The sequence below is a fragment of the Sanguibacter hominis ATCC BAA-789 genome, from assembly GCF_012396185.1.
Classification (GTDB): Bacteria; Actinomycetota; Actinomycetes; order Actinomycetales; family Cellulomonadaceae; genus Flavimobilis; species Flavimobilis hominis.
The window spans coordinates 322,414-345,061 of sequence record NZ_JAAXOW010000001.1; the positions used below are offsets into that span (position 1 = coordinate 322,414).

Sequence of the window (22,648 nt, forward strand, 5' to 3'; positions counted from 1 at the left end):
CCGGGCGGCCCGGCCGCAGCAGGACACGGTCGTGTCCAATAGGCAACAAGGACGTGCGCTAAATGCCCTGACAGGAGTACGCTCTCGATCGTTCGGTAAGGCTTCCCTTAGAAGGCGCGCCGGCATCCCTGCCCCCGTCCGAAGGACAGCTCCCGTGCTCGCGAACTTCCTGATCGGCCTGCGCGAAGGCCTCGAGGCTGCGCTCGTCGTCAGCATCCTCGTCGCCTACCTGGTCAAGACCGGCCGGCGAGACCTCCTCCCCGCGCTCTGGACCGGTGTCGGCGTGGCAGCGCTCGTCTCGCTCGGCTTCGGCGCCGCGCTCACGTTCGGTCCGAAGGGCCTGAGCTTCGAGGCGCAGGAAGCGATCGGCGGGACCCTCTCGATCGTCGCAGTCGGGCTCATCACCTGGATGATCTTCTGGATGGGCAAGACTGCTCGCCACCTCAAGGCGAACCTGCACCACCGCCTCGACGACGCCGTCGCAGCCGGCAAGGGTGCCGTCGTCGTCATGGCGCTCCTCGCCGTCGGGCGCGAAGGCCTCGAGACCGCCCTCTTCCTGTGGGCAGGCGCGAAGGCGACGGGCGCGAGCACGAACCCGCTCGTCGGCGCCGTCCTCGGCCTCGCGGTCGCGGTCGCGCTCGGCTGGGCCGTGTACCGCGGCGCCGTCCGGCTCAACCTGCGCCTGTTCTTCGCGTGGACCGGCGTCCTCCTCATCGTCATCGCCGCCGGCGTGCTCGCCTACGGCGTCCACGACCTGCAGGAGGCACGCCTCCTGCCCGGGCTGCACTCGGTCGCGTTCGACGTGTCGGCCCAGGTGCCGCCGTCGTCCTGGTACGCGACCCTGCTCAAGGGCGTCTTCAACTTCTCCCCCGTCACGACGTGGCTCGAGGCCACGGCCTGGGTCCTGTTCGTCGTCCCGATCATGACGCTCTTCGTCCGCAGCGTCTGGTTCACGCCCACGCCCGCACGCGCCCCCGCGCCCGTCGGCGTCCCCGCCGCCGCACACTGACCGAGACGCGCACCCGAGGCGCACCACCTGCGCGCGGTCGCGGCAGCCGAGCCGCCCCACCCGCCGCGCCCGCTCCACCCTCAGCACACCACTGCCCACCTGACGCCCCGCGCGGCCACCCGCCGACCGGCACGACCCGAAGGACAGCCATGACCCACCGCACCGGACGCCGCCGCGCCGCCCGCCTGCTCCCCGCGCTCGCCGCAGTCGCACTCGTCGCCCCCCTCTCCGCGTGCGTCGACAACGCACCGAGCACGGACGCGACCGGCACCGCGGGTGCGCCGTCGTCCCTCACGGTCGACTCGTCCGCAGACGCGTGCACTCTCTCCGCGACGACCGCGCCGTCGGGCAACCTCGTCTTCACCGTGACCAACACCGGCGCGGACGTCACCGAGTTCTACCTGCTCGCCGACGACGGGCTGCGCATCGTCGCCGAGGTCGAGAACATCGGCCCGGGCCTCTCGCGCGACCTCGTCACGGTCGCGAAGCCCGGCAGCTACTTCACCGCCTGCAAGCCGGGCATGGTCGGCGACGGCATCCGCGCGCCGTTCACCGTCACGGACTCCGGCGCCGACATCGCGCCGACGGGCGAGCTCGCCGACCAGATCGCCGCCGCGACGACCGGCTACGTCGCCTACATCAAGGACCAGACCGAGCAGCTGCTCACCGGTACGGAAGCGTTCGTCACGGCGTACACGGCGGGCGACGACGACGAGGCGCGCGAGCTCTACGCCCCCACGCGCGTCCACTGGGAGCGCATCGAGCCCGTCGCCGAGTCGTTCGGCGACCTCGACCCGCGCATGGACCTGCGCGAGGCCGACCTCGCCGAGGGCGAGGAGTGGACCGGCTGGCACCTCCTCGAGAAGGACCTGTGGCAGCCCGACGCCGCCGCGAACGGCGGCGAGGAGTACGTCCCGCTCACGGACGCGCAGCGCAAAGAGTATGCCGACCAGCTCCTCGCCGACACGCAGGAGCTGTTCGACCGCACCCACTCGACCGAGTTCGCCGACGAGATCACGGCGGACTCCATCGGCAACGGCGCGAAGGGTCTGCTCGACGAGGTCGCGACCGGCAAGGTCACAGGCGAGGAGGAGATCTGGTCGCACACCGACCTGTGGGACTTCCAGGCGAACGTCGACGGTGCGCGCGTCGCGTACGACGGTCTGCGTGACGTCGTCGTCTCGAAGGACGCTGCACTGACCGAGGACCTGGACGCGCGCTTCACCGAGCTGCAGGGGCTGCTCGACCAGCACCGTGACGGTGACGGGTTCGTCCTGTACACCGACCTCGACGAGACTCAGGTCAAGGAGCTGTCCGTCGCGGTCGACGCCCTGAGCGAGCCGCTGTCGCGCCTGACGGCTGCCGTCGTCCTCTGACACCCTGCGCAGCACCGAGGTGACCATGAACACGGAGAAGGACCCGACGCCCTCGGCGGACGAGTCGCCGTCGGCCCTGTCCCGGCGTGGCCTGCTCGGCCTGGCCGGGGCGGGGCTCGCCGCCGTGGGCCTCGGCGGCCTGGGCGGGTACGCCGTCGCGGGGACGCGCACGGGTGGCGCCGTCAGCACGACGGCGCCCGCCGGGCGGACGTACGCGTTCACCGGGGCGCACCAGGCGGGCATCGTCACGCCTGCGCAGGACCGGCTGCACTTCGCCGCGTTCGACGTCACGACGTCGAGCCGCACGGCGCTCGAGACCCTGCTGCGTCGCTGGACGTACGCCGCGGACCGCATGGTCCGGGGCCTCCCGGCCGGAGACCTCGGTCCGTCGTCGGGCCCGTACGACGCGCCGCCGGACGACACGGGCGAGGCGGACGGCCTGCCGCCCGCGGGCCTGACGATCACGTTCGGGTTCGGCCCGTCCCTGTTCGTCGACGCCGACGGCCGGGACCGCTTCGGTCTCGCCGCACGGCGGCCAGCCCTCCTCGAGGACCTGCCGCACTTCCCCGGCGACACGCTCGACCCCGCTCGCACGGGCGGCGACCTGTGCATCCAGGCGTGCGCCGACGACCCGCAGGTCGCCGTGCACGCCGTGCGCAACCTGTCGCGCCTCGCGTTCGGCACGGCAGCGATCCGGTGGAGCCAGCTCGGGTACGGCCGCACGTCCTCGACGTCGACCGCGCAGACGACGCCGCGCAACCTGTTCGGCTTCAAGGACGGGACCGCGAACATCATGGCGGAGGAGACGTCCGAGCTCGCCAAGCACGTGTGGGTCTCCCCGGAGGACGACCCCGCGGCGGCGTGGCTCGCGGGCGGCTCCTACCTCGTGGCTCGCCGCATCCGCATGACGATCGAGACGTGGGACCGGGCACCGCTGCGCGAGCAGGAGACGCTCGTGGGGCGCACGAAGGGCTCGGGGGCGCCGCTCTCGGGCGGCGAGGAGCACTCGGAGCCCGACTTCACGCTCGCGGGTCGGGGCGGTGCGCCGCTCATCGACCCGGCGTCGCACGTCGCGATGGCCCACCCGAGCAACAACGGTGGCGTGCGCATGCTGCGTCGCGGGTACAACTACACGGACGGCTCCGACGGCCTGGGACGGCTCGACGCCGGGCTGTTCTTCGTCGCGTTCGTCCGCGACCCGGCGACGCAGTACGTGCCGATGCAGACGGCGATGGCGCGGAACGACCTGCTCGTCGAGTACCTCCGCCACACGGGCTCCGGGCTGTTCGCCGTCCCGCCCGGTGTGCCCGACGGCGCGCGGCTGTCCCCGACCGACGGCGCGTTCGTCGGGCAGCGGCTCTTCGCCTGAGCGCCGGCCGCACGGTCGACGGCCGTGCCGTCCCGACCGGCGGCACGGCCGCCGGTACGCTCACGCCCATGACCTTCTCGCGCAAGGCCACCGCCACCTTCACGCTGCTCGTGCTCGTCACGGCGGTCGCCGTCGAGCTGGTCCGCGCTACCGGTCCGATGTTCGACCGTGCGTTCACCGCGGGCATCGTCGTCGTCGCGCTCACCGCGCTCGGGACGTACGTGGCCCCTGGCCTCGTCGCCGCTCTCCTCGTCCGGGGCCGGCCGGTGACCGGGCGCACGGTCGTCCAGGGTGTCGCGCTGCTCGCGGTCGCGCGGGCGGCCGTCCAGGTGCTCGACGGCGTCGCGCGCTACTGGGTGACGCTCGCGGCGGCGGCCCTCGCGATCGGTGTGCTCGTCGTCGTGCTGGTGCGGTCGGTCCGCGTGCTCGGCGCGGCGACTGCGGCGCTCGCCGTGACGACGGGCGGCGCGCTCGCGACGGGCGTCTCGCTCGTGCTCGGCACGTGGGACGCGATCTGGCGCAGCGGCGCGAGCGGCTGGGCGCCGACGGCGCTGACGCTCGTCGCCGCGGCGGCGTGCGCGTGGGCCGTCCGGGCCGACGACGCGGCTGACACCCCGGGCGCCCGCCCAGCCCGGGTGTGGGTGCTGGGCCCGTACCTCGGCGTCACGCTCATGGTCGTCCTCAACCCTGCCTACCTGGCGTCGCAGCTCGGGCTCTCGCTGACCGTCGCCGCGAGCGCGCTCGCCGCAGGCGTGGTCCTCGCCGCGGCCCTGACGCTCTGGTCGCTGCCGCGCCAGTCGGCTCTGCTCCCCGCTGCGCTGCGGGCGGTCGTCCTCGTCGCGGCGGCCGCTCTCGTCCTGTTCCCGATCACCGCGGAGGGCGAGGATGCTGGCACGCTCCTCGCGGTGGGGCTCGGCGTCGTCGTGGCCCTGCTCGTGGCCGTGAGCACGACGTCGCTCGCGACCGCGTGGGACGCGCCGGCGAAGGACCGTGGCCCCCGCAGCGCGGGTGTCACCCTCGCCGGGACCGCGAGCGCGGTCGGTCTCGGCGTGATCCTCCCGCTGCTCGTCTACCAGGTCGACTACGACGTGCCGCTCGGCTTCCCGAACGCGTTCGTGATCCTCGCGGCGGTGGTCGTGGTCGCGCTCGGTGGTCTGCGTCGCCGCACGCCGCCGACGGACGTCGACGCGGCTGCGCCCCGCGCGGACGTACGCGCGGCATGGCTGCCCGCCGTCCCCGCCCTCGCTGTCACGGCCGCGCTCGTCCTCGTGGGAGCCGCCGTCAACCGCGTGCAGGTCGAGGAGACGGTGCGCGTCGCGGGCGGCCAGCCGGACGCGCCGCTGACCCTGCTCGACTGGAACCTGCACTACGGCGTGACGCAAGAGCCCGGCCTCGACCTCGGTCGCATGGCCGACGTCATCAACACGTCCGGCGCGCAGGTCGTCGCGCTCCAGGAGATCTCGCGCGGCTGGATCATGGGCGGCGGTGCGGACATGGCGACCTACCTCGCCCGCGCGACCGGCATGCGCGTCGTCTCCGCCCCTGCGGCCGACCGTCAGTTCGTCAACGTCCTGCTCGTCTCGCCGTCGGTCGGCGAGCCGCAGCACGTCGTGCGCACCCGCCTCCCGTACGGGGACGGCCCGCAGCAGCGCTCCGCGATCACCGCGACGGTGCGCAACGCTGCGGGAACGCCGTTCGTCGTGACGAGCGCGCACCTGCAGCACCGCGAGGAGAACACGCCGACGCGGCTGCAGCAGCTCGACGTGCTCATGTCTGCGGACGTCGCGTCCTCCCCCGCGGCCGTGATCGCGGGCGACCTCAACTCCGAGCCGGGCTGGCCGGAGATCGCCTATGTCGAGGCGGCGGGCTACGTCTCGGGTCAGGACACGGCTGGCGACCCGGGCCGGCGGACGTTCCCCGCGCACGCGCCCGAGGTCCGCATCGACTGGGTGTTCGGGCGGGGCGTCACCTTCTCGGACGTCCGGGTGCTGCCCGACGGCGGCTCGGACCACCTCCCGATCGTCGCGACCGTGCACCCCGTGGTGGACTGAGACCATGTGGGTCACCGCACCGCTCGACGAGCTGCTGCACCTCGCGCTCCGGGGCGAGGGGCTGCCGCCGTTCGTGACGTCCGCCGAGCTCGTCGGCTCGCTCCTGCGGGCGGAGGTCGACGTCCGCGACCTGCCAGGCCTCACGGGAGCGGCGCGGCTCGCTGCGCGGGCGGTCGGGACGGTGCACGTGGACGTGGCTCTCGCGGGGTACCGTGACGGCGTCGCGCAACTCGCGGTCGAGGCGCACGCCCGCTCCGTGCCCGCGCACCGCCTCGCGGCGCTCTTCACCGGACCGCTCGACGCCGCCCTGGCGCGGACGCTCACCGCCCGCGGCCTGCCGCCGGGCCTGACGACGGTCGGCGAGTCGGGTGGCGTGCTGACGGTCGCGGTACGGGTCCAGGACGCGCTCGACGCGGCGCCGCTCCCGCCGTTCCTGCGCGGCGCGGTGGTCGACGGCCTGACCCTCGCGGACTCGCAGGTCGCCGTGGCCCTCACGCTGCCCGCCTGAACCGTCATCGCCCGCACCGCCGTCTTCTGCACCGCCGGCGCCCGCAGGACGGCGGCGCCCCGCCGCCGCGACCTCTGGGACGATGGGGTTGTGCGACACGACCTCATCCTCCTCGACCTCGACGGCACCCTCATGGACTCGGCGGCCGGGATCATCTCGTCGATCCGGCACACGTACGTGACCCTGGGCGTTCCCGCGCCGCCCGACGACGACCTGCGCCGCTTCGTCGGGCCTCCCATCACGGAGAGCTTCCTCGCGCACGGGTTCACGCCTGAGACGCTGCCCGAGGCGATGCGCGTCTACCGGGCGGACTTCGCGGCGCGCGGCATGCACGACAACCGTGTGTTCGACGGCATCGAGGAGACTCTCACCGCGCTCGTCGCGGCGGGCGCGACGCTCGCCGTCGCGACGTCGAAGCCCGAGGTCTATGCACGCGAGCTCACCGCGGAGTTCGGCCTCGACCCGTACCTCGCGGGCACGTACGGGGCGACCCTCGACGAGCACTCGCGTGCGTCGAAGGCGGCCGTCATCTCGTACGCGCTCCTCGAGCTCGAGGAGACGACGTTCGCGGAGCGTGGCCTGCCCCCGCTCGAGCGGATCGTCATGGTCGGCGACCGGTCGCATGACGTCGACGGCGCGCGTCTCAACGGGCTCGCGTGCGTGGGCGTCGCGTGGGGCTACGCCGACGAGGGCGAGCTGGCCGCGCACGGCGCGTCCACTGTCGTCGAGACGCCGCACGAGCTCGCGGACCTGCTCCTCGGCTGACCCTCGCCGGGCGCCGGGGCGTCCCGTGCGCCGCGGCGGCCCGGCTCAGCCCGGCGCGCCGGTCAGTCGAGCCGGCGGTGGTGGCCCATGCGGGCGACCTCGCCGATCGAGCCCGTCAGCGACGGGTAGATCGTGAACGCCTCCGCGACGTCGTCGACCGTGAGGCGGTGCTGGACGGCGAGCGTGATCGGGAAGATGAGCTCGCTCGCGCGCGGCGCGACGACGACGCCGCCCAGCACGACGCCCGCGTCCGGGTGGAAGAACAGCTTGACGAAGCCGTGGCGCATGCCGAGCATCTTGGCGCGCGCGTTGCGGGCGAGCGGCAGCATCGTCACCGAGTACTTGGACTTCTGCGCCTGGAGCGCGACCTCGGAGTATCCGACCGTCGCGATCTCGGGCGTCGTGAAGATGTTGGCCGCGACCGTGCGCAGGCGGATCGGCACGACCGTGTCGCCGAGGACGTGCGACATCGCGATGCGGCCCTGCTGAGCCGCGACGGACGCGAGGGGGAACGTGCCCGTGCAGTCGCCGGCCGCGTAGATGCCGCGGACCGTCGTGCGCGAGACGCGGTCGACCTGGACGTGGCCCGACTCGGAGAGCACGACACCGGCCTCTTCGAGACCCATGCCTGCGGTGTTCGGGATCGAGCCGACCGCCATGAGCACGTGCGACCCGGTCAGGACGCGACCGTCGGCGAGCGTCACCTCGACGTGCTCGTCGTCGCCCGCCCCCACGACCTGGGCCGCGACCGCGCGCGAGCGCGGCACGAGCTCCATCCCGCGGTCGCGGAACACCTCCTCGATGACGGCGGCCGCGTCGGCGTCCTCGTTCGGCAGGACGCGGTCGCGGCTCGAGACGAGGACCACGGGCACGCCGAGCGCGTTGTACGCGCCCGCGAACTCGGCACCCGTGACGCCCGAGCCGACGACGATGAGCTTCTCCGGCAGGACGTCGAGGTCGTAGAGCTGCGTCCAGGTGAGGATGCGGCGCCCGTCGGGGCGCGCGGCCTCGAGCTCTCGGGGCGTCGCGCCCGTCGCGACGAGGACGGCGTCGCAGTCCACGACGGTCTCCGCACCGTCCGAGCCCGCGACGACGACGCGCGACGCCGACTCGACGCGTCCCGTGCCGTCGAGGACGCGCACGCCCTCGCGCTCGAGCCGCGTGCGGATGTCCTGCGACTGCGCCTGGGCGAGCGAGCGCACCCGCTCGTTGACCACCCGGAGGTCGACGACAGGACGCGCGACCCCGTGGCTCGTCCCCGGCACGTCGCCGGTCGGCAGGGAGATGCCGAGCTCCGCGGCGCGCTCGGCGATCGTCATCCAGTCGGCGGTCGCGATCAGCGTCTTGGACGGCACGACGTCCGTGAGGACCGCCGCGCCGCCGAGCCCGCGACGCTCGACGACGACCACCTCGGCGCCGAGCCGACGGGCCACGAGCGCGGCCTCGTACCCGCCCGGACCACCCCCGACGATGACGATCGTGGTGGCCTGGAGATCGCGTGACTGAGTTTCCACGGTGCCCATCGTGCCACCATGCGGACAACCGCACGATCAGGGGCGGCCACCGCCCCGGAGCCGCCGAGGCTCTCGGTAAACTTCGCTCATGACGGAACTCGACGCCCCTGGCACCAACCCCTTCGACGTCGCCCGCGAGGCGGCCGCACACATCGCCGAGGCGACCGGAGTCGCGAAGCACGACGTGGCCCTCGTCCTCGGCTCCGGCTGGGGCGGCGCGGCCGACCTCCTGGGCGAGACGGTCGCCGAGATCCCCAGCCACGAGATCCCCGGCTTCTCCGCCCCTGCCGTGGCCGGACACGTCGCGACGACGCGATCGATCCGCATCAACGGCACCGACAAGCACGCGCTGGTCCTCGGCTCGCGCACCCACCTGTACGAGGGCAAGGGCGTGCGTCGCGTCGTGCACGGCGTGCGCACCGCGGCCGCGACGGGCGCGACGTCCGTGATCCTCACGAACGGCTGCGGAGGCCTCAACCTCGACTGGGCGCCCGGCTCGCCGGTGCTGATCAGCGACCACATCAACCTGACCGCGACGTCGCCGCTCGAGGGCGCGACGTTCGTCGACCTGACCGACCTGTACTCGTCCCGCCTGCGCGACCTCGCCCGTGAGGTCGACCCCTCCCTCCCGGAAGGCGTCTACGCGCAGTTCCCCGGCCCGCACTACGAGACCCCTGCCGAGGTCCGGATGGCTGGCCGCATGGGTGCCGACCTCGTCGGCATGTCGACGACGCTCGAGGCGATCGCGGCACGTCACGCCGGCCTCGAGGTGCTCGGCATCTCGCTCGTGACCAACCTGGCTGCGGGCATCTCCCCCGTCCCGCTGTCCCACGGTGAGGTCATCGAGGCGGGCCAGGCTGCAGGGCCGCGCATCAGCGCGCTCCTCGCCAAGATCGTCGAGAGGATCTGACCCATGTCCACGCAGGACTCGCTCGTCCCCGAGCTCTCGGACGAGCTGCGCGCCCAGGTCGAGGCGTGGATCGTCGACGACCCGGACGAGGCCACGAAGAACGAGCTGCAGGACCTGCTGTTCGTCGCGTCGGGCCGTGAGCCGAGCACCGGCCCGCTCGCCGACCCGGCTGCCGCTCAGGCGGCGGCCGTCACGGAGATCCAGGACGCGTTCTCGGGGCTGCTGCAGTTCGGCACCGCCGGGCTGCGCGGCCGCATGGCGGCAGGCCCGAACCGCATGAACCGCGCGGTCGTCATCCGCGCGGCGGCCGGGCTCGCCGCGTACCTCCTCGAGGCGCGCGCCGCCGTCGGCGACGGCGGTCGGCCGTCGATCGTCATCGGCTACGACGCCCGCTACAACTCCGCGACGTTCGCCCAGGACACGGCCGCCGTCATGACGGCCGCCGGCGTCGACGCGCACCTGTTCCCGGGTCACTGCCCGACGCCGGTCGTCGCGTTCGCGGTGCGCCACCTCGGCGTGGACGCGGGTGTCGTCGTCACGGCGAGCCACAACCCGCCGCAGGACAACGGTTACAAGGTCTACCTCGGTGGCACGCTCGTCACGGACGAGGGGCAGGGCGCGCAGATCGTCCCGCCGTACGACGGGCTCATCGCCGCGAAGATCTCGGCCGTGCCGTCGGTCGCGTCGGTCGCCCGCGCCCACTCGGGCTGGCAGACCGTCAGCGACGACGTCGCCGAGACGTACCGTGCGACCGTGTCGAGCAACGCACTGCCCGTCGGCCCGGAGGCGCCGCGCGACCTGCGCGTCGTCTACACGCCCATGCACGGCGTCGGCGCGAAGACCGCCGAGGCGGTCCTCGCCGCGGCCGGGTACACGGACGTGCACGCGGTCCCCGAGCAGGTCGAGCCTGACCCGGACTTCCCGACCGTCGACTTCCCGAACCCCGAGGAGCCCGGCGCGATCGACCTGTCTCTCGCGCACGCACGCCGCGTCGGCGCGGACCTCGTCATCGCGAACGACCCGGACGCCGACCGTTGCGCCGCAGCGGTCTACGACCCGCGCTGGGAGCGCGAGGCCGACGGGGACACCCCGGCGCGCGACGGCTGGCGCATGCTGCACGGCGACGAGGTCGGCGCCCTGCTCGGGTACACCGTCGCGGAACGTGCGGCGCGTCAGCGCATCGCTCCCGGGACGCTGCGCCTCGCGAACTCGATCGTGTCGTCGCGGCTGCTGGGCCGCATCGCCGCGCACCACCACCTCGAGTACTCGGCGACGCTCACGGGCTTCAAGTGGATCTCCCGCGCGAAGGGCCTCGTGTTCGGGTACGAAGAGGCGCTCGGCTACTGCGTCGACCCCGCCCAGGTGCGGGACAAGGACGGCATCAGCGCGGCGCTCATGCTCGTGCAGATCGCTGACGGTCTCAAGGCGCAGGGCCGCACGCTCGTCGACCTGCTCGACGACCTCGCGCGGCAGCACGGCCTGCACCTGACGGACCAGCTCTCGGCCAGGTTCACTGACCTGTCGCAGATCCCCGCGACGATGGAGCGGCTGCGTTCCAACCCGCCGGAGACCCTCGTGGGGTCGCCCGTCCTGAGCGTCGACGACCTCGCCGACGGTGTCGACGGGCTGCCTCCGACCGAGGGCCTGCGCCTGCTCATGCAGGACGGCTCGCGCGTCATCGTGCGTCCGTCCGGCACCGAGCCGAAGGTCAAGTGCTACCTCGAGGTCGTGTTCCCCGTCGAGATGGACGCGTCGTTCGACATGATCACGCGCGCTCGCGCCGAAGCGCGCGAGCACCTCGAGTCCATCAAGGCGGAGATGCGTACGGCGCTCGGCCTCTGAGCCGGCTCGTCGCCCCCTCCCCTAGACAGATCGCCCGTAGGCACACGTCACGTGTGCCTACGGGCGATCCGTCGTTGTGGAAGGAGGGCGCGGGCGCGGCGGGTGCGGGCGCGGAGCGCCCGAGACCTCAGGTGAGCGCGGCGTCGTCCTGCTCGACCGCGGCCTTCCAGTCGGCCTTCTCCGCGCGCCACGCCTCGTCGGCGCTCCCGAGGCGCCAGTAGCCCGACGCCGACAGGTCCTCGCGCGCGACCCCACGCTCCGAGCGCAGGTGACGGCGCAGCTCGCGCACCATGCCCGCCTCTCCGTGCACGAACGCCTGCAGGCGCCCGGACGGCAGCGGCGCGCGGCGCACCGTGTCGATGAGAGCTGCGCCGAACGACTCGCCGCGCACGACCCACGTGAGCTGCGCGCCGTCGGGCACCGGAAGGTCCTGACGCTCGAGCGTGTCAGCCACCTCGACGAACGCGAAGGCCCGCACCCCGGCGGGCAGGCGCTCGAGGGCGACCGCGATCGCGGGCAGCGCCGACTCGTCGCCGACGAGCACGGTCGCGTCGCACGCAGGGTCAGGCAGGAACTCGCCGCCCTGCCCGCGCAGGACGACCGGGTCGCCAGGACGTGCATCGCGCGCCCACGGCCCCACGAGCCCGTCGTCTCCGTGCACGACGACGTCGAGCGTCACCTCGTGCCGGTCCGGGTCCCAGCGGCGCACCGTGTACGAGCGCGCCGCACCACGAACGCCAGCAGGCGCGGGCACGTCAGCGGGCGTGTGCCCGCCGTCGGGCACCTCGACCTTGACGTAGTGGTCGACCCACGGCAGGTCGACGAAGTCGACGAGGCCGCTCCCGCCGAGCACGAGACGGACGAGCTGCGGTGTCACTCGTGTCGAGGACACCACGGCCGCCTCGTGCTCGGCACGCACCCGGGTGGGTGCGGCAGCCGTCACTCAGTAACCGCCGGAGCCGTCGCCAGCAGCGTCGGCGGCGGACTGGCCCGCCGCGATGCCGTCGAGCACGGCAGCGGTGCCGGAGAGGCCGAGGCGGGTCGCGCCGGCCCCGATCATGGCGAGCGCCGTCGCGCCGTCACGGATCGCGCCGGAAGCCTTGACGCCGAGGCGTCCACCGACCGTCTCCGCCATGAGCCTGACGGCGTGGACCGACGCACCACCCGCAGGGTGGAAGCCCGTCGACGTCTTGACGAAGTCCGCGCCCGCGGCCTCCGCTGCGCGGCACGTGCCGACGATCTCCTCGTCGGAGAGCGCCGCCGACTCGATGATGACCTTGAGGATCTTGTCCGCGGGGACCGCGGCACGCACGGCGGCGATGTCGGCCTGGACCGCGGCGAAGTCGCCCGTCTTGGCGACGCCGACGTCGATGACCATGTCGACCTCGTCGGCACCGTCCGCGATCGAGCGGGCCGCCTCGGCAGCCTTGACCTCGCTGTGGTGCTTGCCCGAGGGGAAGCCGCACACGGTCGCGACCTTGAGGCCCTTGGCGTCGAGGGGAAGCATGGACGGCGAGACGCACACGGAGAACACGCCCAGGCGCACGCCCTCGTCGACGAGAGCAGCGACGTCGGCCGCGGTGGCCTCCGGCTTGAGCAGGGTGTGGTCGACGATCGCGGCGACCTCGGCAGGGGTGGTGGTGCTCATAGGGACTTGCGCTCCTCACGGACGACGGTGGCGCGCGGAAGAACGAGCTTCTCGACGAGCTCCTGGCGCTCGTCGAAGCCGATGAAGGCGTTCCACGCCGCCGTCAACGTTACGGCAAGGAAGTCGTCGAGGATCCAGTCGGCCTCGGTCGCGAGAAGGTGCATCTCACGGGTCATCGACGTACCCGACATCAGGCGGTTGTCGGTGTTGACCGTGACGGCGAAGCCGAGGTTCTTGAGCAGGGAGATGGGGTGCTCGCGCACGCTCGGGGCGGTCGCCGTCTGGACGTTCGACGACGGGCACAGCTCGAGGGCGATGCGGCGGTCGCGGACCCACGCGGCGACGGGGCCGACGACGAGCTCGCTCAGGTCGGCCTTGCCGCGCTTGCGCATGGCCTCCGCGGTGCCCTGGATGTCCTCGACGATGCGCGCACCGTGGCCGAGGCGCACCGCGTGGCCGGCCGTGATCGCGTCCTCGATCGACGCGACGCCGTCTGCCTCGCCCGCGTGCACGGTGGCGGGCACGAGGTTCTTGTTGAGCATGTCGAACGCGGCGCTGTGGAGCGACGGCAGGAAGCCCTTCTCCGCACCCGCGATGTCGAAGCCGACGACGCCGTGCTTGCCCTTGTTCGCGAGCGTGAGCGCCGCGATCTCCTGGGAGCGGTCGGCGTGGCGCATGGCGGTCACGAGCTGCCGCGCCACGATCGCGCCGCCCGCGTCGCGGACCATCTGCTCACCCTGGGCGAGGCCCCGGCCCACGGCCTCGACGGTCTCCTGGAGGCTGAGGCCGCCGCGGAGGTGCTGCTCCGGCGCCCACCGCTGCTCGGCGTAGACGACGCCGTCGGCGGCGAGGTCGAGCACGGCCTCGCGCGCGACGCGCTCGAGGGCGTCGGCCGTCTGCATGACCGCGATCGTGTGGTCGAAGGTCTCGAGGTACTTCACGAGGGAGCCCGAGTCGGCTGCGTCGACGAACCACGTGCCGAGGGCGTCGGCGTCGTTCGCAGGAAGCTGGTGGCCGATCGGCTCGGCGAGCTCGAGGATCGTCTGCGGTCGCAGGCCGCCGTCGAGGTGGTCGTGCAGGACGACCTTCGGCAGCAGGCGGATCTCGTCGACGGTGGGCACGGGAGGCGTTGTCATGCGTGAAGGATAGCCGTCCGCAGCCCCGGATCTGCGCGCTTCCGTGGGCGCGTCACGGGTGATTGCGAACCCTTCGCGCGGGGCGGACGCGGGCGCGCTAGAGCGCGTCCTCGGCGCCCTCCTCGCCACCGTCGGGGAGGCCGTCGCCCAGGTCGACGACGATCGCCTGGTCGGCGACGTCAGCCTCGGACGCCGCGCCCTCGACGTCGGCTCTCGGGATGCCCGGACGGTAGTCCTCCCCCTCGGCCTCCGGGGTGTCCCCGGCGCGCAAGAGATCGACGACCTCGCCCGGTTCATGCCCGTCCAGCCCCGTGTCCCGCCAGGCGTCCTCGCCAGGAAGCGTGCTCATCGCCCTGCTCCTCTCCTTCGGTAACGGTGCCCTCCCATCGTGCCCCGCGCCGCGGGGACCCGCCAGTGCCGCGTCACGCGAGGTCAGCGAGGCAGGAGCACCCATGCCGGGACGGACCAGCCGCCGAGGGCGGGCCTGCGGCCGGGGGCAGCGAGCTCGTCGCGGCGCAGCTCTAGCACCTCGCCGCGCGACGGCTCGAACACGTGCCAGCCCGACGCCGTCGCACGGGTGACGAGGACGACGTGGCGCGGGACGGCGGTCGCGAGGCCGGTGCGGAGGGTGCCGCCGGTGAAGAGCGGCACGGGCACGCCCGTACGCAGGGCAGCGTCGACCGCGGCGACGGCGCGGGCGAGCCTCGCCGGGGACGCGGCGTCGACGACGGCGTGGCGGTAGGTGACGTCTGCGTACCGGGCCGCGCGGGCTGCTCCCCACGGTGGTGTGCCGAAGCGGTCGGGCCAGCGCATGCCGAGGAGGGCGTCCTGCGCGGTGCGGCGCTTGAGCGCGCGCTGCAGCGCGATGAATCGCGTGTCGCCGGGCTGGCGGGCGCGCGCTGCGGCGACGAGCTCGGGCGGCTGGACGGGGCCGATGCGGCTGCCGGTCTCGAGCCAGAGCGCGAGGACCGGGTCGCCCGCGGCGGCGAGCTGGGCGAGGACGGTCGAGCCGCACGTCGTCGGGTCGTGCTGCCGGGCGGGCTCCCCCGCCCAGCGGAGCGGGCCGAGGCCGCTCGCGGTCGTCGGGCTGAGGGGGGCGGCGATCGCGCGCCGGGCGGCTCCGAGGGCCGACCATGACGCCTCGAGAGCCGTGACGGTCTCCTGCGGGTACCCCCGGCGCCGGGCACGTAGGGCGACGGCGTCGGGCAGCGCGTCGGTGAGGTCGCCGTCGGGGCGTGCGGTCCGGGCGGGGGCGCTCACGGTCGTGGGGCCCGCGACGGGCCGGCCGACAGGTTTGGCTGGCATGCCGTGCACGGCCTCTGGATCAGCGGCGGACGCGGGCGGCAGCCGCCACGCGCCGACGGACGCGAGGACCCGGGACAGCGACAGGTCTGCGAGCACCTGCCCTCCTCCCTGCGGGACCTGGGGCGCCCGCTGAGGGCGCCCCAGGTCTGCCGGTCAGAACCCGCTGATGCGGTCGAGCACCACGTCGCTCGGCGTGAACGAGGTGCCAGGAGCGGCGACCTCGATGCCGCCCTCGAGCGCCTCGAGCGCACGGTCGAAGCGCTCCGGGGTGTCGGTGTGCAGCGTGAGGATCGGCTCGCCCTTGCGGACAGCGTCGCCCGGCTTGGCGTGCATCACCACACCAGCGCCCGCCTGGACCGAGTCCTCACGACGCGCACGTCCGGCGCCGAGGCGCCAGGCCGCGATGCCGACGTCGTAGGCGTCGAGCTTGGTGAGCACGCCGTCCTCCTCCGCGAGCACCTGCTGCGTGTGCGTGGCCCACGGCAGCTCGGCGTGCGGGTCGCCGCCCTGCGCGGAGATCATCGCGTTCCAGCGGTCCATCGCGCGGCCGTCCGTGAGAGCGGCGCGGACCTCGTCCTCGCCGACCGGGCGACCAGCGGCAGCCAGCATCTCGACGGCGAGTGCGACCGTGAGGTCGACGACGTCGGCGGGGCCGCCACCGGCGAGGACCTCGACGGACTCGCGGACCTCGAGCGCGTTGCCCGCGGTCAGGCCGAGCGGCGTCGACATGTCGGTCAGCAGCGCCACCGTCCGCACACCTGCGTCGGTGCCGAGGTCGACCATCGTGCGAGCGAGCTCGCGGGCGCGGTCGATGTTCTTCATGAACGCACCCGAGCCGACCTTGACGTCGAGGACGAGCGCGCCCGTCCCTTCCGCGATCTTCTTGCTCATGATCGAGCTCGCGATGAGCGGGATCGCCTCGACGGTGCCCGTGACGTCACGCAGCGCGTAGAGCTTGCGGTCGGCCGGGGCGAGGCCGGAGCCTGCCTGGCAGATGACCGCACCCACGTCGTCGAGCTGGGCGAGCATCGCCTCGTTCGACATCGCCGCCTGCCACCCGGGGATGGACTCGAGCTTGTCGAGCGTGCCGCCCGTGTGGCCGAGGCCGCGGCCCGAGAGCTGCGGCACCGCGACGTCGAACACCGCGACGAGCGGAGCGAGCGGCAGCGTGATCTTGTCGCCGACGCCGCCGGTCGAGTGCTTGTCCGACGTGGGGTTGCGCAGGGACGAGAAGTCCATGCGCTCGCCCGAGGCGATCATCGCGTTGGTCCAGCGCGCGATCTCGGCACGGTTCATGCCGTTGAGCAGGATCGCCATGTTGAGGGCCGACATCTGCTCCTCGGCGACGACGCCGCGCGTGTACGCGTCGATCACCCAGTCGATCTGCTCGTCCGTCAGGACGTGGCCGTCGCGCTTGGCGATGATGACGTCGACCGCTGCGAACTTCTCGGTACCGCTCATGACTTGCTCTTCTCTGCGTAGTCGGTGAGGTCGTCGGGCCCGAAGGCGTCCGGGAGGACCTCGCTCATAGGCTTGATGCCGCTCACGGAGTCGACGAGCATCTTCGCCCCGCCGTGCTCCCACAGGAGCTGGCGGCAGCGGCCGCACGGCATGAGCGTGTTGCCCTGCCCGTCGACGCACGTGAAGGCGACGAGCCGCCCGCCCCCGCTCGCGTGGAGCTGGGACACGAGGCCGCACTCAGCGCACAGCCCTACCGGGTACGACGCGTTCTCGACGTTGCAACCGACGACCACGCGACCGTCGTCCACGAGGGCGGCGACGCCCACCGGGAACTTCGAGTACGGGACGTAGGCGCGGGTCATGACGTCGCGAGCGGCCGCCCGCAGCGCCTCCCAGTCGATCTCAGGCTGGTCCGTCACCGTCACTCCTTCACGTAGGGCTCGCCCGAGGCGGCCGGGCCGCGGGACTGCCCGACGAGACCGGCGACGGCGAGGAGCGTGACGACGTACGGCAGCATGAGCATGAACTGGCTGGGCACGGGCGAACCGACGATGCTCATCGCGCCGGCGAGGGCCGACGAGAAGCCGAACAGGAGCGCCGCGAGCGTGGCCTTGATCGGGTCCCACTTGCCGAAGATGACGGCGGCGAGGGCGATGAAGCCCGCACCCGCGGTCATGTTCTTGCCGAACGAGGAGACCGACACGAGCGTGTAGTAGGCGCCGCCCATACCGACGATGCCACCAGCGATGAGCAGGGCGCGGTAGCGCACGCGCTCGACCTTGATGCCGACCGTGTCCGCAGCGAGCGGGTGCTCACCGACGGCGCGCAGGCGCAGGCCCCAGCGGGTGCGGAACATCGCGAACCAGACCGCCGGGACCGTCAGGTACATGAGGTACACGATGAGGGACTGGTCGAACAGAGCCGGGCCGATGATCGGGATCTGTCCGAGGACGGGGATCTCGACGGTCGGGAACCGCACGGTCTTGTTGTACAGCGCCGACTGCGGCACGAGCACCTGGGAGTAGACGAAGCTCGTCACGCCGAGGACCAGCACGTTGAGCACGACACCGACGATGACCTGGTTGACGCGGTAGGTGATCGTGAACATGCCGAGGACGAGCGCGACGAGCGCACCGGCGAGCAGCGCGGCGACGAGACCCGCCCACGGGCTGCCCGTGATCGTCCCGACGATCGCGGCGACGAACGCCGACGCGAGCAGCTGGCCCTCGATCGCGATGTTGACCACGCCCGCACGCTCGCCGATCGCACCGCCGAGCGCACCGAACACGAGCGGCACGGCGAGCAGGACGGACGAGCTGATGAGACGCACGACCGGGAAGTCGCTCGAGGAGCCGGCGCCGGCCCACGACAGGAACCCGGCCATGAAGAACAGCCCGAAGACCGCGCCGACGTACCAGGGGGTGCGTCGCCCGGCGGCGTAGAGCGCCCACGACACCGCGGTGAGCAGCGCCATGACGACGACGCACACCCACGCGACCGTCATGCCCGGCACGGTGACCGACGGGATCGACACGAAGTCGTCAGGGGACGAGAACCGGAACTTGGTGTGCCCCTCGCGCGCCGCGAACGCGACGATCGCGAGCAGGACGACGAGGACGGAGGTCAGGACGACCGGGAACTTCTTTCCGACGATCTCGACCTTGCGCAGGTTCTCGGAGACCGGGGACTCGTCGGGGATGATCGTGGCGGCGCTCATGCTGCCACCTCCTTGCGGGCACGGCGGGAGGACTTCGCGGAGCCCGGGGCGGGCAGCCTGAAGATCGCTCTGACGAGCGGCGGAGCCGCGATGAACAGGACGATGAGCGACTGGATGACCGTCACGATCTCGATCGGGATGGTCTCGGCGGCCTGCATCGTCGCACCGCCGGCCTTGAAGGCTCCGAAGAGGATGCCGGCACCCAGCACGCCGAGGGGCGACGAACGGCCGAGCAGTGCGACGGTGATTGCGTCGAAGCCGATGCCTGCGTCGACGTCGGTGCTGAAGCCGGTCACCGAGGTGCCGAGCACCTGGGTCGCACCCGCGAGGCCTATGAGGGCGCCCGAGACGAGCATGACGTAGAGGGTCGTCCGCGGGACGTCGATACCTGCGACGCGCGCTGCGGACGGGTTCTCACCCACAGCCTTGAACGTGAAGCCGATGCGCGAACGCTCGAGGATCCACCACGTGACCGCGACCGCGACGAGCGCGAGCACGAAGCCGACGTGGATCGGGAACCCACCCTGGAAGAGCACGGGCATGACCGCGGTCTCCTTCATGGCGGGCGTCTTCGGGTTCGAGGAGCCCGGCGCCTGCAGGAGGCCGGGGGTCGCCAGCAGGAAGAAGAGCAGGTAGTACGCGGTGTGGTTGAGCATGATGGTCGTGATGACCTCGTGCGCGCCGGTGAACGCCTTGAGCGCACCGGCGATGCCGGCCCAGAGCGCGCCCATCGCGAGGCCGACGACGACCGCGACGACGAGGTGGACGCCGACGGGCAGGTCGAGCTTGAAGCCGATCCAGCCCGCGCCCATGGCGGCAAGGATCATCTGTCCCTGACCACCGATGTTGAACAGGCCCGCACGGAAACCGACGGCGAGGCCGAGGCCTGCACCGATGAGGGGTGTCGCGTACTTGAGCGTGACCGTCAGCGGCTTGATGGCGTCCGTCAGGTTGTCGGCCTTGTAGTTCCACACACCACCGCGGAAAAGCGCGAGGTAGGCGTCCCGGATGGCCGCCCACGCCGCGTCGAGCATGTCGCCCGGGCGCGAGAAGAAGTACGACGACGCGGAGCGGACGCTCTCGTCGGTGGCGATGATCATGATCGATCCCGCGACGAGCGCGAGGATGACGGCGCCGATCGAGACGCCCCACGATCCGCTCACGATCTCGCGGAGCGCCTTCGTCCAGCGCGAGTCAGCCTGCTCGGACCTCTCGGTCGGAGCGGGTGCGGCCTGTGCGGGCTGCGGTGCTTCGGTCGTGCTCATGCGGCTTCGTGCCCTTCTACCGAGATGCCGGCCATCATCAGGCCAAGCACGTCACGCGGGGTGGTCGACGGGACGATCCCGACGATGCGTCCGCGGTACATGACGAGGATGCGGTCGCCGAGCGCGAGCGCCTCGTCGAGCTCGGTGGCCACGACGATGACGGGGATGCCGGCGTCGCGGGTCGCGACGATCCTCTTGTGGATGAACTCGATCGACCCGACGTCGACGCCGCGCGTGGGCTGGCAGGCGACGAACAGGTTGAGGTCGCGCGAAAGCTCGCGCGCGAGGACGACCTTCTGCTGGTTGCCGCCCGAGAGGCGGCCAGCTTCGGTCTCGATCCCCTGGGTGCGGATGTCGAACTCCTCGACCCGCTCCCGCGCGAACTCGTCGCGCTCCCGGAGCTGCAGCGAGCCGCCGCGCACGAAGGGCGGGCCGTCGGTGCGGTTGAGGATGAGGTTCTCCGCGACCGAGAACGAGCCGACGAGGCCGTCGTGGCCGCGGTCCTCGGGGACGAACCCGATGCCCGCGTCGAGGAACTGGCGGACGCTGCGGCCCACCAGGTCGGTCCCGTTGAGCTCGATGCGACCGTCGGCGGGCGTCACGAGGCCGAGGAGCGCGTCCGCGAGCTCCGTCTGGCCGTTGCCCTGGACGCCGGCGATCACGAGGACCTCGCCGCCGCGGACCTGGAACGAGACGTCGTCGACGAGGACGAGGCCCGACTGGTCGCGGATCTCGAGGTTCTTGACCGACAGGAGCGCCTCGGAGTACTTCGGCGCGTCCTTGTGGACGGTCAGCTCGACCGCACGCCCGACCATGAGCGAGGCGAGGTCGGCGTCGCTCGACCCGGGCTGGGCCTCGCCGACGACCGCGCCGCGGCGCATGACGGTAATGCGGTCAGCGACCTCACGGACCTCACGGAGCTTGTGGGTGATGAAGACGATCGCGGCACCCTCGTCCTTGAGCTGGCGCATGATGCCCATGAGCTCGTCGGTCTCCTGGGGCGTCAGGACTGCCGTCGGCTCGTCGAACACGAGCACCTTGGCGTCGCGCGAGAGCGCCTTGATGATCTCGACGCGCTGCTGCACACCCACGGGGAGGTCCTCGACGAGCGCGTCAGGGTCGACGTGGAAGCCGAAGCGGTCGGCGATCTCACGGACCTTGGCGCGCGCCTGGTCGAGGTCGAGCCGGCCACCGCTCTTGGTGGGCTCGTGGCCGAGCATGACGTTCTCGGCGACGGTGAAGACGGGGACCAGCATGAAGTGCTGGTGCACCATGCCGATGCCCGCGGCCATCGCGTCGCCGGGACCGGCGAAGCTCACAGGGACGTCGTCCAGCAGCACCTCGCCCTCGTCGGCGGAGTAGAGGCCGTACAGGACGTTCATGAGGGTGGACTTGCCGGCGCCGTTCTCACCGAGGAGGCAGTGGATCTCCCCAGGAGCGACCGTGAGGTCGATGTGGTCGTTGGCGACAAGCGCACCGAAGCGCTTGGTGATGCCGCGCAGCTCGAGCTTCATTGACCGATCTTTCTGACGTTGCGAAGGAGTCGTGACGCACGTTCTCCCCGGGGAGAGAGCTCCCCGGGGAGAACGTGTGGTGTCACTTGTTGAGGTAGGACGTGACCTTGACCTTGCCGGCGATGATGTCCGCCTTGAGGGCGTCCACCTCGTCGAGCAGGGCGGCGTCGACCTTGCCCTCGAAGTTGTGCAGCGGCGCGATGTCCACGCCACCGTTCTCGAGCGTGCCGACGTAGGCCTCGGCGTCGAACTCGCCGCGGCCAGCAGCCACGATCGTGTCGTAGACGGAGACGTCCATCTTCTTCTGGATCGACGTCAGGACGACGTCAGCGGTGTTCGGGTCCGTGGTGAACAGGTCGGAGTCGACACCGATGAGGGCGATGTCGCGGCCCGCGTCGGCGATCGAGTCGAGCGCGGCCTGGTAGATCGGGCCACCGACGGGGAGGATGACGTCGACGCCCTGGTCGATGATCGAGTCAGCCGCGTTGCGCGCGTCCTGGTTGTTCTCGAAACCACCGGTGAAGGTGCCCTTGTCGCCACCCTCGAAGCCGACGACCTCGACCTTGGTGCCCTTGACCTTGTTGTAGTGCTCGACGCCCTGCTTGAAGCCGTCCATGAAGATCGTCACGGTCGGGTACGGCTGGCCGCCGTACGTGCCGACCTTGCCCGCCTCCGAGTAGCCGGCGGAGAGGTAGCCGACGAGGAACGCGGCCTGCGCCGTGTCGTACAGCAGCGGCTTGATGTTCTCGGCGTCCTTCTTGCCGTCGAAGTCGTTGTCCGCGGCGTCGTCGACGAGGACGTACTGGACGTCACCGTTGGCGTTGGCGGACTCGACCGTCGCCGCCGAGAGCGCGAAGCCCACGGAGATGATCGTGGTGCAGTCGGTCGACAGGAGCGACTCGAGGTTCGGCGCGAAGTCGGAGTCAGAGGTCGACTGGACCTCGCCGAAGTCGATCGCGAACTCGGAAGCAGCCTTCTTCAGACCCTCGTAGGAGATCTGGTTGAAGCTCTTGTCGTCGAAGCCGCCTGCGTCGGAGACGATGCAGGGCCGGAAGCCGTCGACCGCCTTGAGCGCGGGGCCCGCGCTCGTCGTCGTCTCGCCGGCGGTGGGAGCCTTGGTCGGGTCATCGGCAGGCGCGTCCGCGCATGCCGTCAGGACCAGTCCGGCCGCAGCACCGATCGCGGCAAGCTTGATCATCTTCTTCACAGAGCACTCCTACTTGAGTTCGAGGTGTGCGCCCGGCAGCAGGAGCCGTGC

20 protein-coding genes are annotated in these 22,648 nt (G+C 72.1%); 8 read left to right on the top strand and 12 right to left on the bottom strand.

The features are described from left to right. Positions 1-154: 154 nt before the first annotated feature. From efeU to HF995_RS01575, 6 genes are all read left to right on the top strand, one after another. Positions 155-1,009 (top strand): iron uptake transporter permease EfeU, encoded by an 855-nt coding sequence (gene efeU / locus HF995_RS01550; protein ID WP_168446062.1) that lies wholly within the window; start codon positions 155-157, stop codon positions 1,007-1,009. Between the two features lie 149 nt (positions 1,010-1,158). Beyond that, entirely contained in the window at positions 1,159-2,385 is a 1,227-nt protein-coding gene (gene efeO, locus HF995_RS01555) for an iron uptake system protein EfeO (protein WP_168446063.1), read from the top strand. Positions 2,386-2,410: 25 nt separating this feature from the next. After that, a complete protein-coding gene (efeB, locus tag HF995_RS01560) occupies positions 2,411-3,754 on the top strand; it encodes an iron uptake transporter deferrochelatase/peroxidase subunit (protein ID WP_168446064.1) in 1,344 nt (447 codons plus the stop codon). Positions 3,755-3,822: 68 nt separating this feature from the next. Further along, positions 3,823-5,805: an endonuclease/exonuclease/phosphatase family protein gene (locus HF995_RS01565; RefSeq protein WP_168446065.1), complete on the top strand. Its 1,983-nt coding sequence runs from the start codon at positions 3,823-3,825 to the stop codon at positions 5,803-5,805. Positions 5,806-5,809: 4 nt separating this feature from the next. Further along, entirely contained in the window at positions 5,810-6,313 is a 504-nt protein-coding gene (locus HF995_RS01570; protein WP_168446066.1) for a hypothetical protein, read from the top strand. Between the two features lie 90 nt (positions 6,314-6,403). Beyond that, the gene (locus HF995_RS01575; protein ID WP_168446067.1) at positions 6,404-7,078 is read left to right on the top strand and encodes an HAD hydrolase-like protein; all 675 of its coding nucleotides are present in this window, start codon (positions 6,404-6,406) and stop codon (positions 7,076-7,078) included. Positions 7,079-7,140: 62 nt separating this feature from the next. Here the strand turns inward: HF995_RS01575 and HF995_RS01580 are convergent, their stop codons facing one another. Further along, positions 7,141-8,601: an NAD(P)H-quinone dehydrogenase gene (locus tag HF995_RS01580; protein WP_168446068.1), complete on the bottom strand. Its 1,461-nt coding sequence runs from the start codon at positions 8,599-8,601 to the stop codon at positions 7,141-7,143. A 79-nt stretch (positions 8,602-8,680) separates the two neighbouring features. On the opposite strand from HF995_RS01580, the gene HF995_RS01585 reads away from it, so the two are divergent. Both HF995_RS01585 and HF995_RS01590 read left to right on the top strand, forming a co-directional pair. Beyond that, positions 8,681-9,502 (top strand): purine-nucleoside phosphorylase, encoded by an 822-nt coding sequence (locus HF995_RS01585; RefSeq protein ID WP_168446069.1) that lies wholly within the window; start codon positions 8,681-8,683, stop codon positions 9,500-9,502. Positions 9,503-9,505: 3 nt separating this feature from the next. Further along, positions 9,506-11,344 carry a phospho-sugar mutase gene (locus HF995_RS01590; protein ID WP_168446070.1) on the top strand — a complete coding sequence of 613 codons (1,839 nt, stop codon included), beginning with the start codon at positions 9,506-9,508 and terminating at the stop codon, positions 11,342-11,344. 127 nt (positions 11,345-11,471) lie between these two features. Here the strand turns inward: HF995_RS01590 and HF995_RS14005 are convergent, their stop codons facing one another. From HF995_RS14005 to HF995_RS01645, 11 genes are all read right to left on the bottom strand, one after another. Next, complete coding sequence (locus HF995_RS14005) at positions 11,472-12,236, bottom strand: siderophore-interacting protein (RefSeq protein ID WP_350308690.1); 765 nt, start codon at positions 12,234-12,236, stop codon at positions 11,472-11,474. A 51-nt stretch (positions 12,237-12,287) separates the two neighbouring features. Continuing rightward, entirely contained in the window at positions 12,288-12,992 is a 705-nt protein-coding gene (gene deoC / locus HF995_RS01600) for a deoxyribose-phosphate aldolase (RefSeq protein ID WP_168446071.1), read from the bottom strand. Further along, positions 12,989-14,128: an adenosine deaminase gene (locus HF995_RS01605; RefSeq protein ID WP_168446072.1), complete on the bottom strand. Its 1,140-nt coding sequence runs from the start codon at positions 14,126-14,128 to the stop codon at positions 12,989-12,991. The genes deoC and HF995_RS01605 overlap by 4 nt, the downstream gene beginning before the upstream one ends. 97 nt (positions 14,129-14,225) lie before the next feature. Further along, positions 14,226-14,477 carry a hypothetical protein gene (locus HF995_RS01610; protein WP_210727053.1) on the bottom strand — a complete coding sequence of 84 codons (252 nt, stop codon included), beginning with the start codon at positions 14,475-14,477 and terminating at the stop codon, positions 14,226-14,228. 83 nt (positions 14,478-14,560) lie between these two features. Then, positions 14,561-15,529 carry a hypothetical protein gene (locus HF995_RS01615; RefSeq protein ID WP_168446073.1) on the bottom strand — a complete coding sequence of 323 codons (969 nt, stop codon included), beginning with the start codon at positions 15,527-15,529 and terminating at the stop codon, positions 14,561-14,563. A 57-nt stretch (positions 15,530-15,586) separates the two neighbouring features. Continuing rightward, positions 15,587-16,894: a thymidine phosphorylase gene (locus tag HF995_RS01620; protein WP_168446074.1), complete on the bottom strand. Its 1,308-nt coding sequence runs from the start codon at positions 16,892-16,894 to the stop codon at positions 15,587-15,589. Beyond that, positions 16,891-17,313 (bottom strand): cytidine deaminase, encoded by a 423-nt coding sequence (locus tag HF995_RS01625; protein ID WP_434060829.1) that lies wholly within the window; start codon positions 17,311-17,313, stop codon positions 16,891-16,893. The genes HF995_RS01620 and HF995_RS01625 overlap by 4 nt, the downstream gene beginning before the upstream one ends. A 2-nt stretch (positions 17,314-17,315) precedes the next feature. Next, on the bottom strand, positions 17,316-18,611 hold the full coding sequence (locus tag HF995_RS01630; protein ID WP_168446076.1) for an ABC transporter permease: 1,296 nt from the start codon (positions 18,609-18,611) through the stop codon (positions 17,316-17,318). Then, positions 18,608-19,876 (bottom strand): ABC transporter permease, encoded by a 1,269-nt coding sequence (locus tag HF995_RS01635; RefSeq protein ID WP_168446077.1) that lies wholly within the window; start codon positions 19,874-19,876, stop codon positions 18,608-18,610. Before HF995_RS01635 ends, HF995_RS01630 begins: the two co-directional genes overlap by 4 nt. Beyond that, positions 19,873-21,390: an ABC transporter ATP-binding protein gene (locus HF995_RS01640; RefSeq protein WP_168446078.1), complete on the bottom strand. Its 1,518-nt coding sequence runs from the start codon at positions 21,388-21,390 to the stop codon at positions 19,873-19,875. Before HF995_RS01640 ends, HF995_RS01635 begins: the two co-directional genes overlap by 4 nt. 82 nt (positions 21,391-21,472) lie before the next feature. Beyond that, positions 21,473-22,597: a BMP family lipoprotein gene (locus HF995_RS01645; RefSeq protein ID WP_168446079.1), complete on the bottom strand. Its 1,125-nt coding sequence runs from the start codon at positions 22,595-22,597 to the stop codon at positions 21,473-21,475. Between the last annotated feature and the right edge of the window lie 51 nt (positions 22,598-22,648).

What these genes read in the sequence shown, in the direction of transcription:
- HF995_RS01565 (WP_168446065.1), top strand. Translation starts at nt 3,823, where the DNA reads ATGACCTTCTCGCGCAAGGCCACCGCCACCTTCACGCTGCTCGTGCTC.
- HF995_RS01620 (WP_168446074.1), bottom strand. Translation starts at nt 16,894, where the DNA reads ATGAGCGGTACCGAGAAGTTCGCAGCGGTCGACGTCATCATCGCCAAG.
- HF995_RS01570 (WP_168446066.1), top strand. Translation starts at nt 5,810, where the DNA reads ATGTGGGTCACCGCACCGCTCGACGAGCTGCTGCACCTCGCGCTCCGG.
- deoC (WP_168446071.1), bottom strand. Translation starts at nt 12,992, where the DNA reads ATGAGCACCACCACCCCTGCCGAGGTCGCCGCGATCGTCGACCACACC.
- HF995_RS01610 (WP_210727053.1), bottom strand. Translation starts at nt 14,477, where the DNA reads ATGAGCACGCTTCCTGGCGAGGACGCCTGGCGGGACACGGGGCTGGAC.
- HF995_RS01585 (WP_168446069.1), top strand. Translation starts at nt 8,681, where the DNA reads ATGACGGAACTCGACGCCCCTGGCACCAACCCCTTCGACGTCGCCCGC.
- efeO (WP_168446063.1), top strand. Translation starts at nt 1,159, where the DNA reads ATGACCCACCGCACCGGACGCCGCCGCGCCGCCCGCCTGCTCCCCGCG.
- efeB (WP_168446064.1), top strand. Translation starts at nt 2,411, where the DNA reads ATGAACACGGAGAAGGACCCGACGCCCTCGGCGGACGAGTCGCCGTCG.
- HF995_RS01605 (WP_168446072.1), bottom strand. Translation starts at nt 14,128, where the DNA reads ATGACAACGCCTCCCGTGCCCACCGTCGACGAGATCCGCCTGCTGCCG.
- HF995_RS01630 (WP_168446076.1), bottom strand. Translation starts at nt 18,611, where the DNA reads ATGAGCGCCGCCACGATCATCCCCGACGAGTCCCCGGTCTCCGAGAAC.
- HF995_RS01635 (WP_168446077.1), bottom strand. Translation starts at nt 19,876, where the DNA reads ATGAGCACGACCGAAGCACCGCAGCCCGCACAGGCCGCACCCGCTCCG.
- HF995_RS01580 (WP_168446068.1), bottom strand. Translation starts at nt 8,601, where the DNA reads ATGGGCACCGTGGAAACTCAGTCACGCGATCTCCAGGCCACCACGATC.
- HF995_RS01640 (WP_168446078.1), bottom strand. Translation starts at nt 21,390, where the DNA reads ATGAAGCTCGAGCTGCGCGGCATCACCAAGCGCTTCGGTGCGCTTGTC.
- HF995_RS01590 (WP_168446070.1), top strand. Translation starts at nt 9,506, where the DNA reads ATGTCCACGCAGGACTCGCTCGTCCCCGAGCTCTCGGACGAGCTGCGC.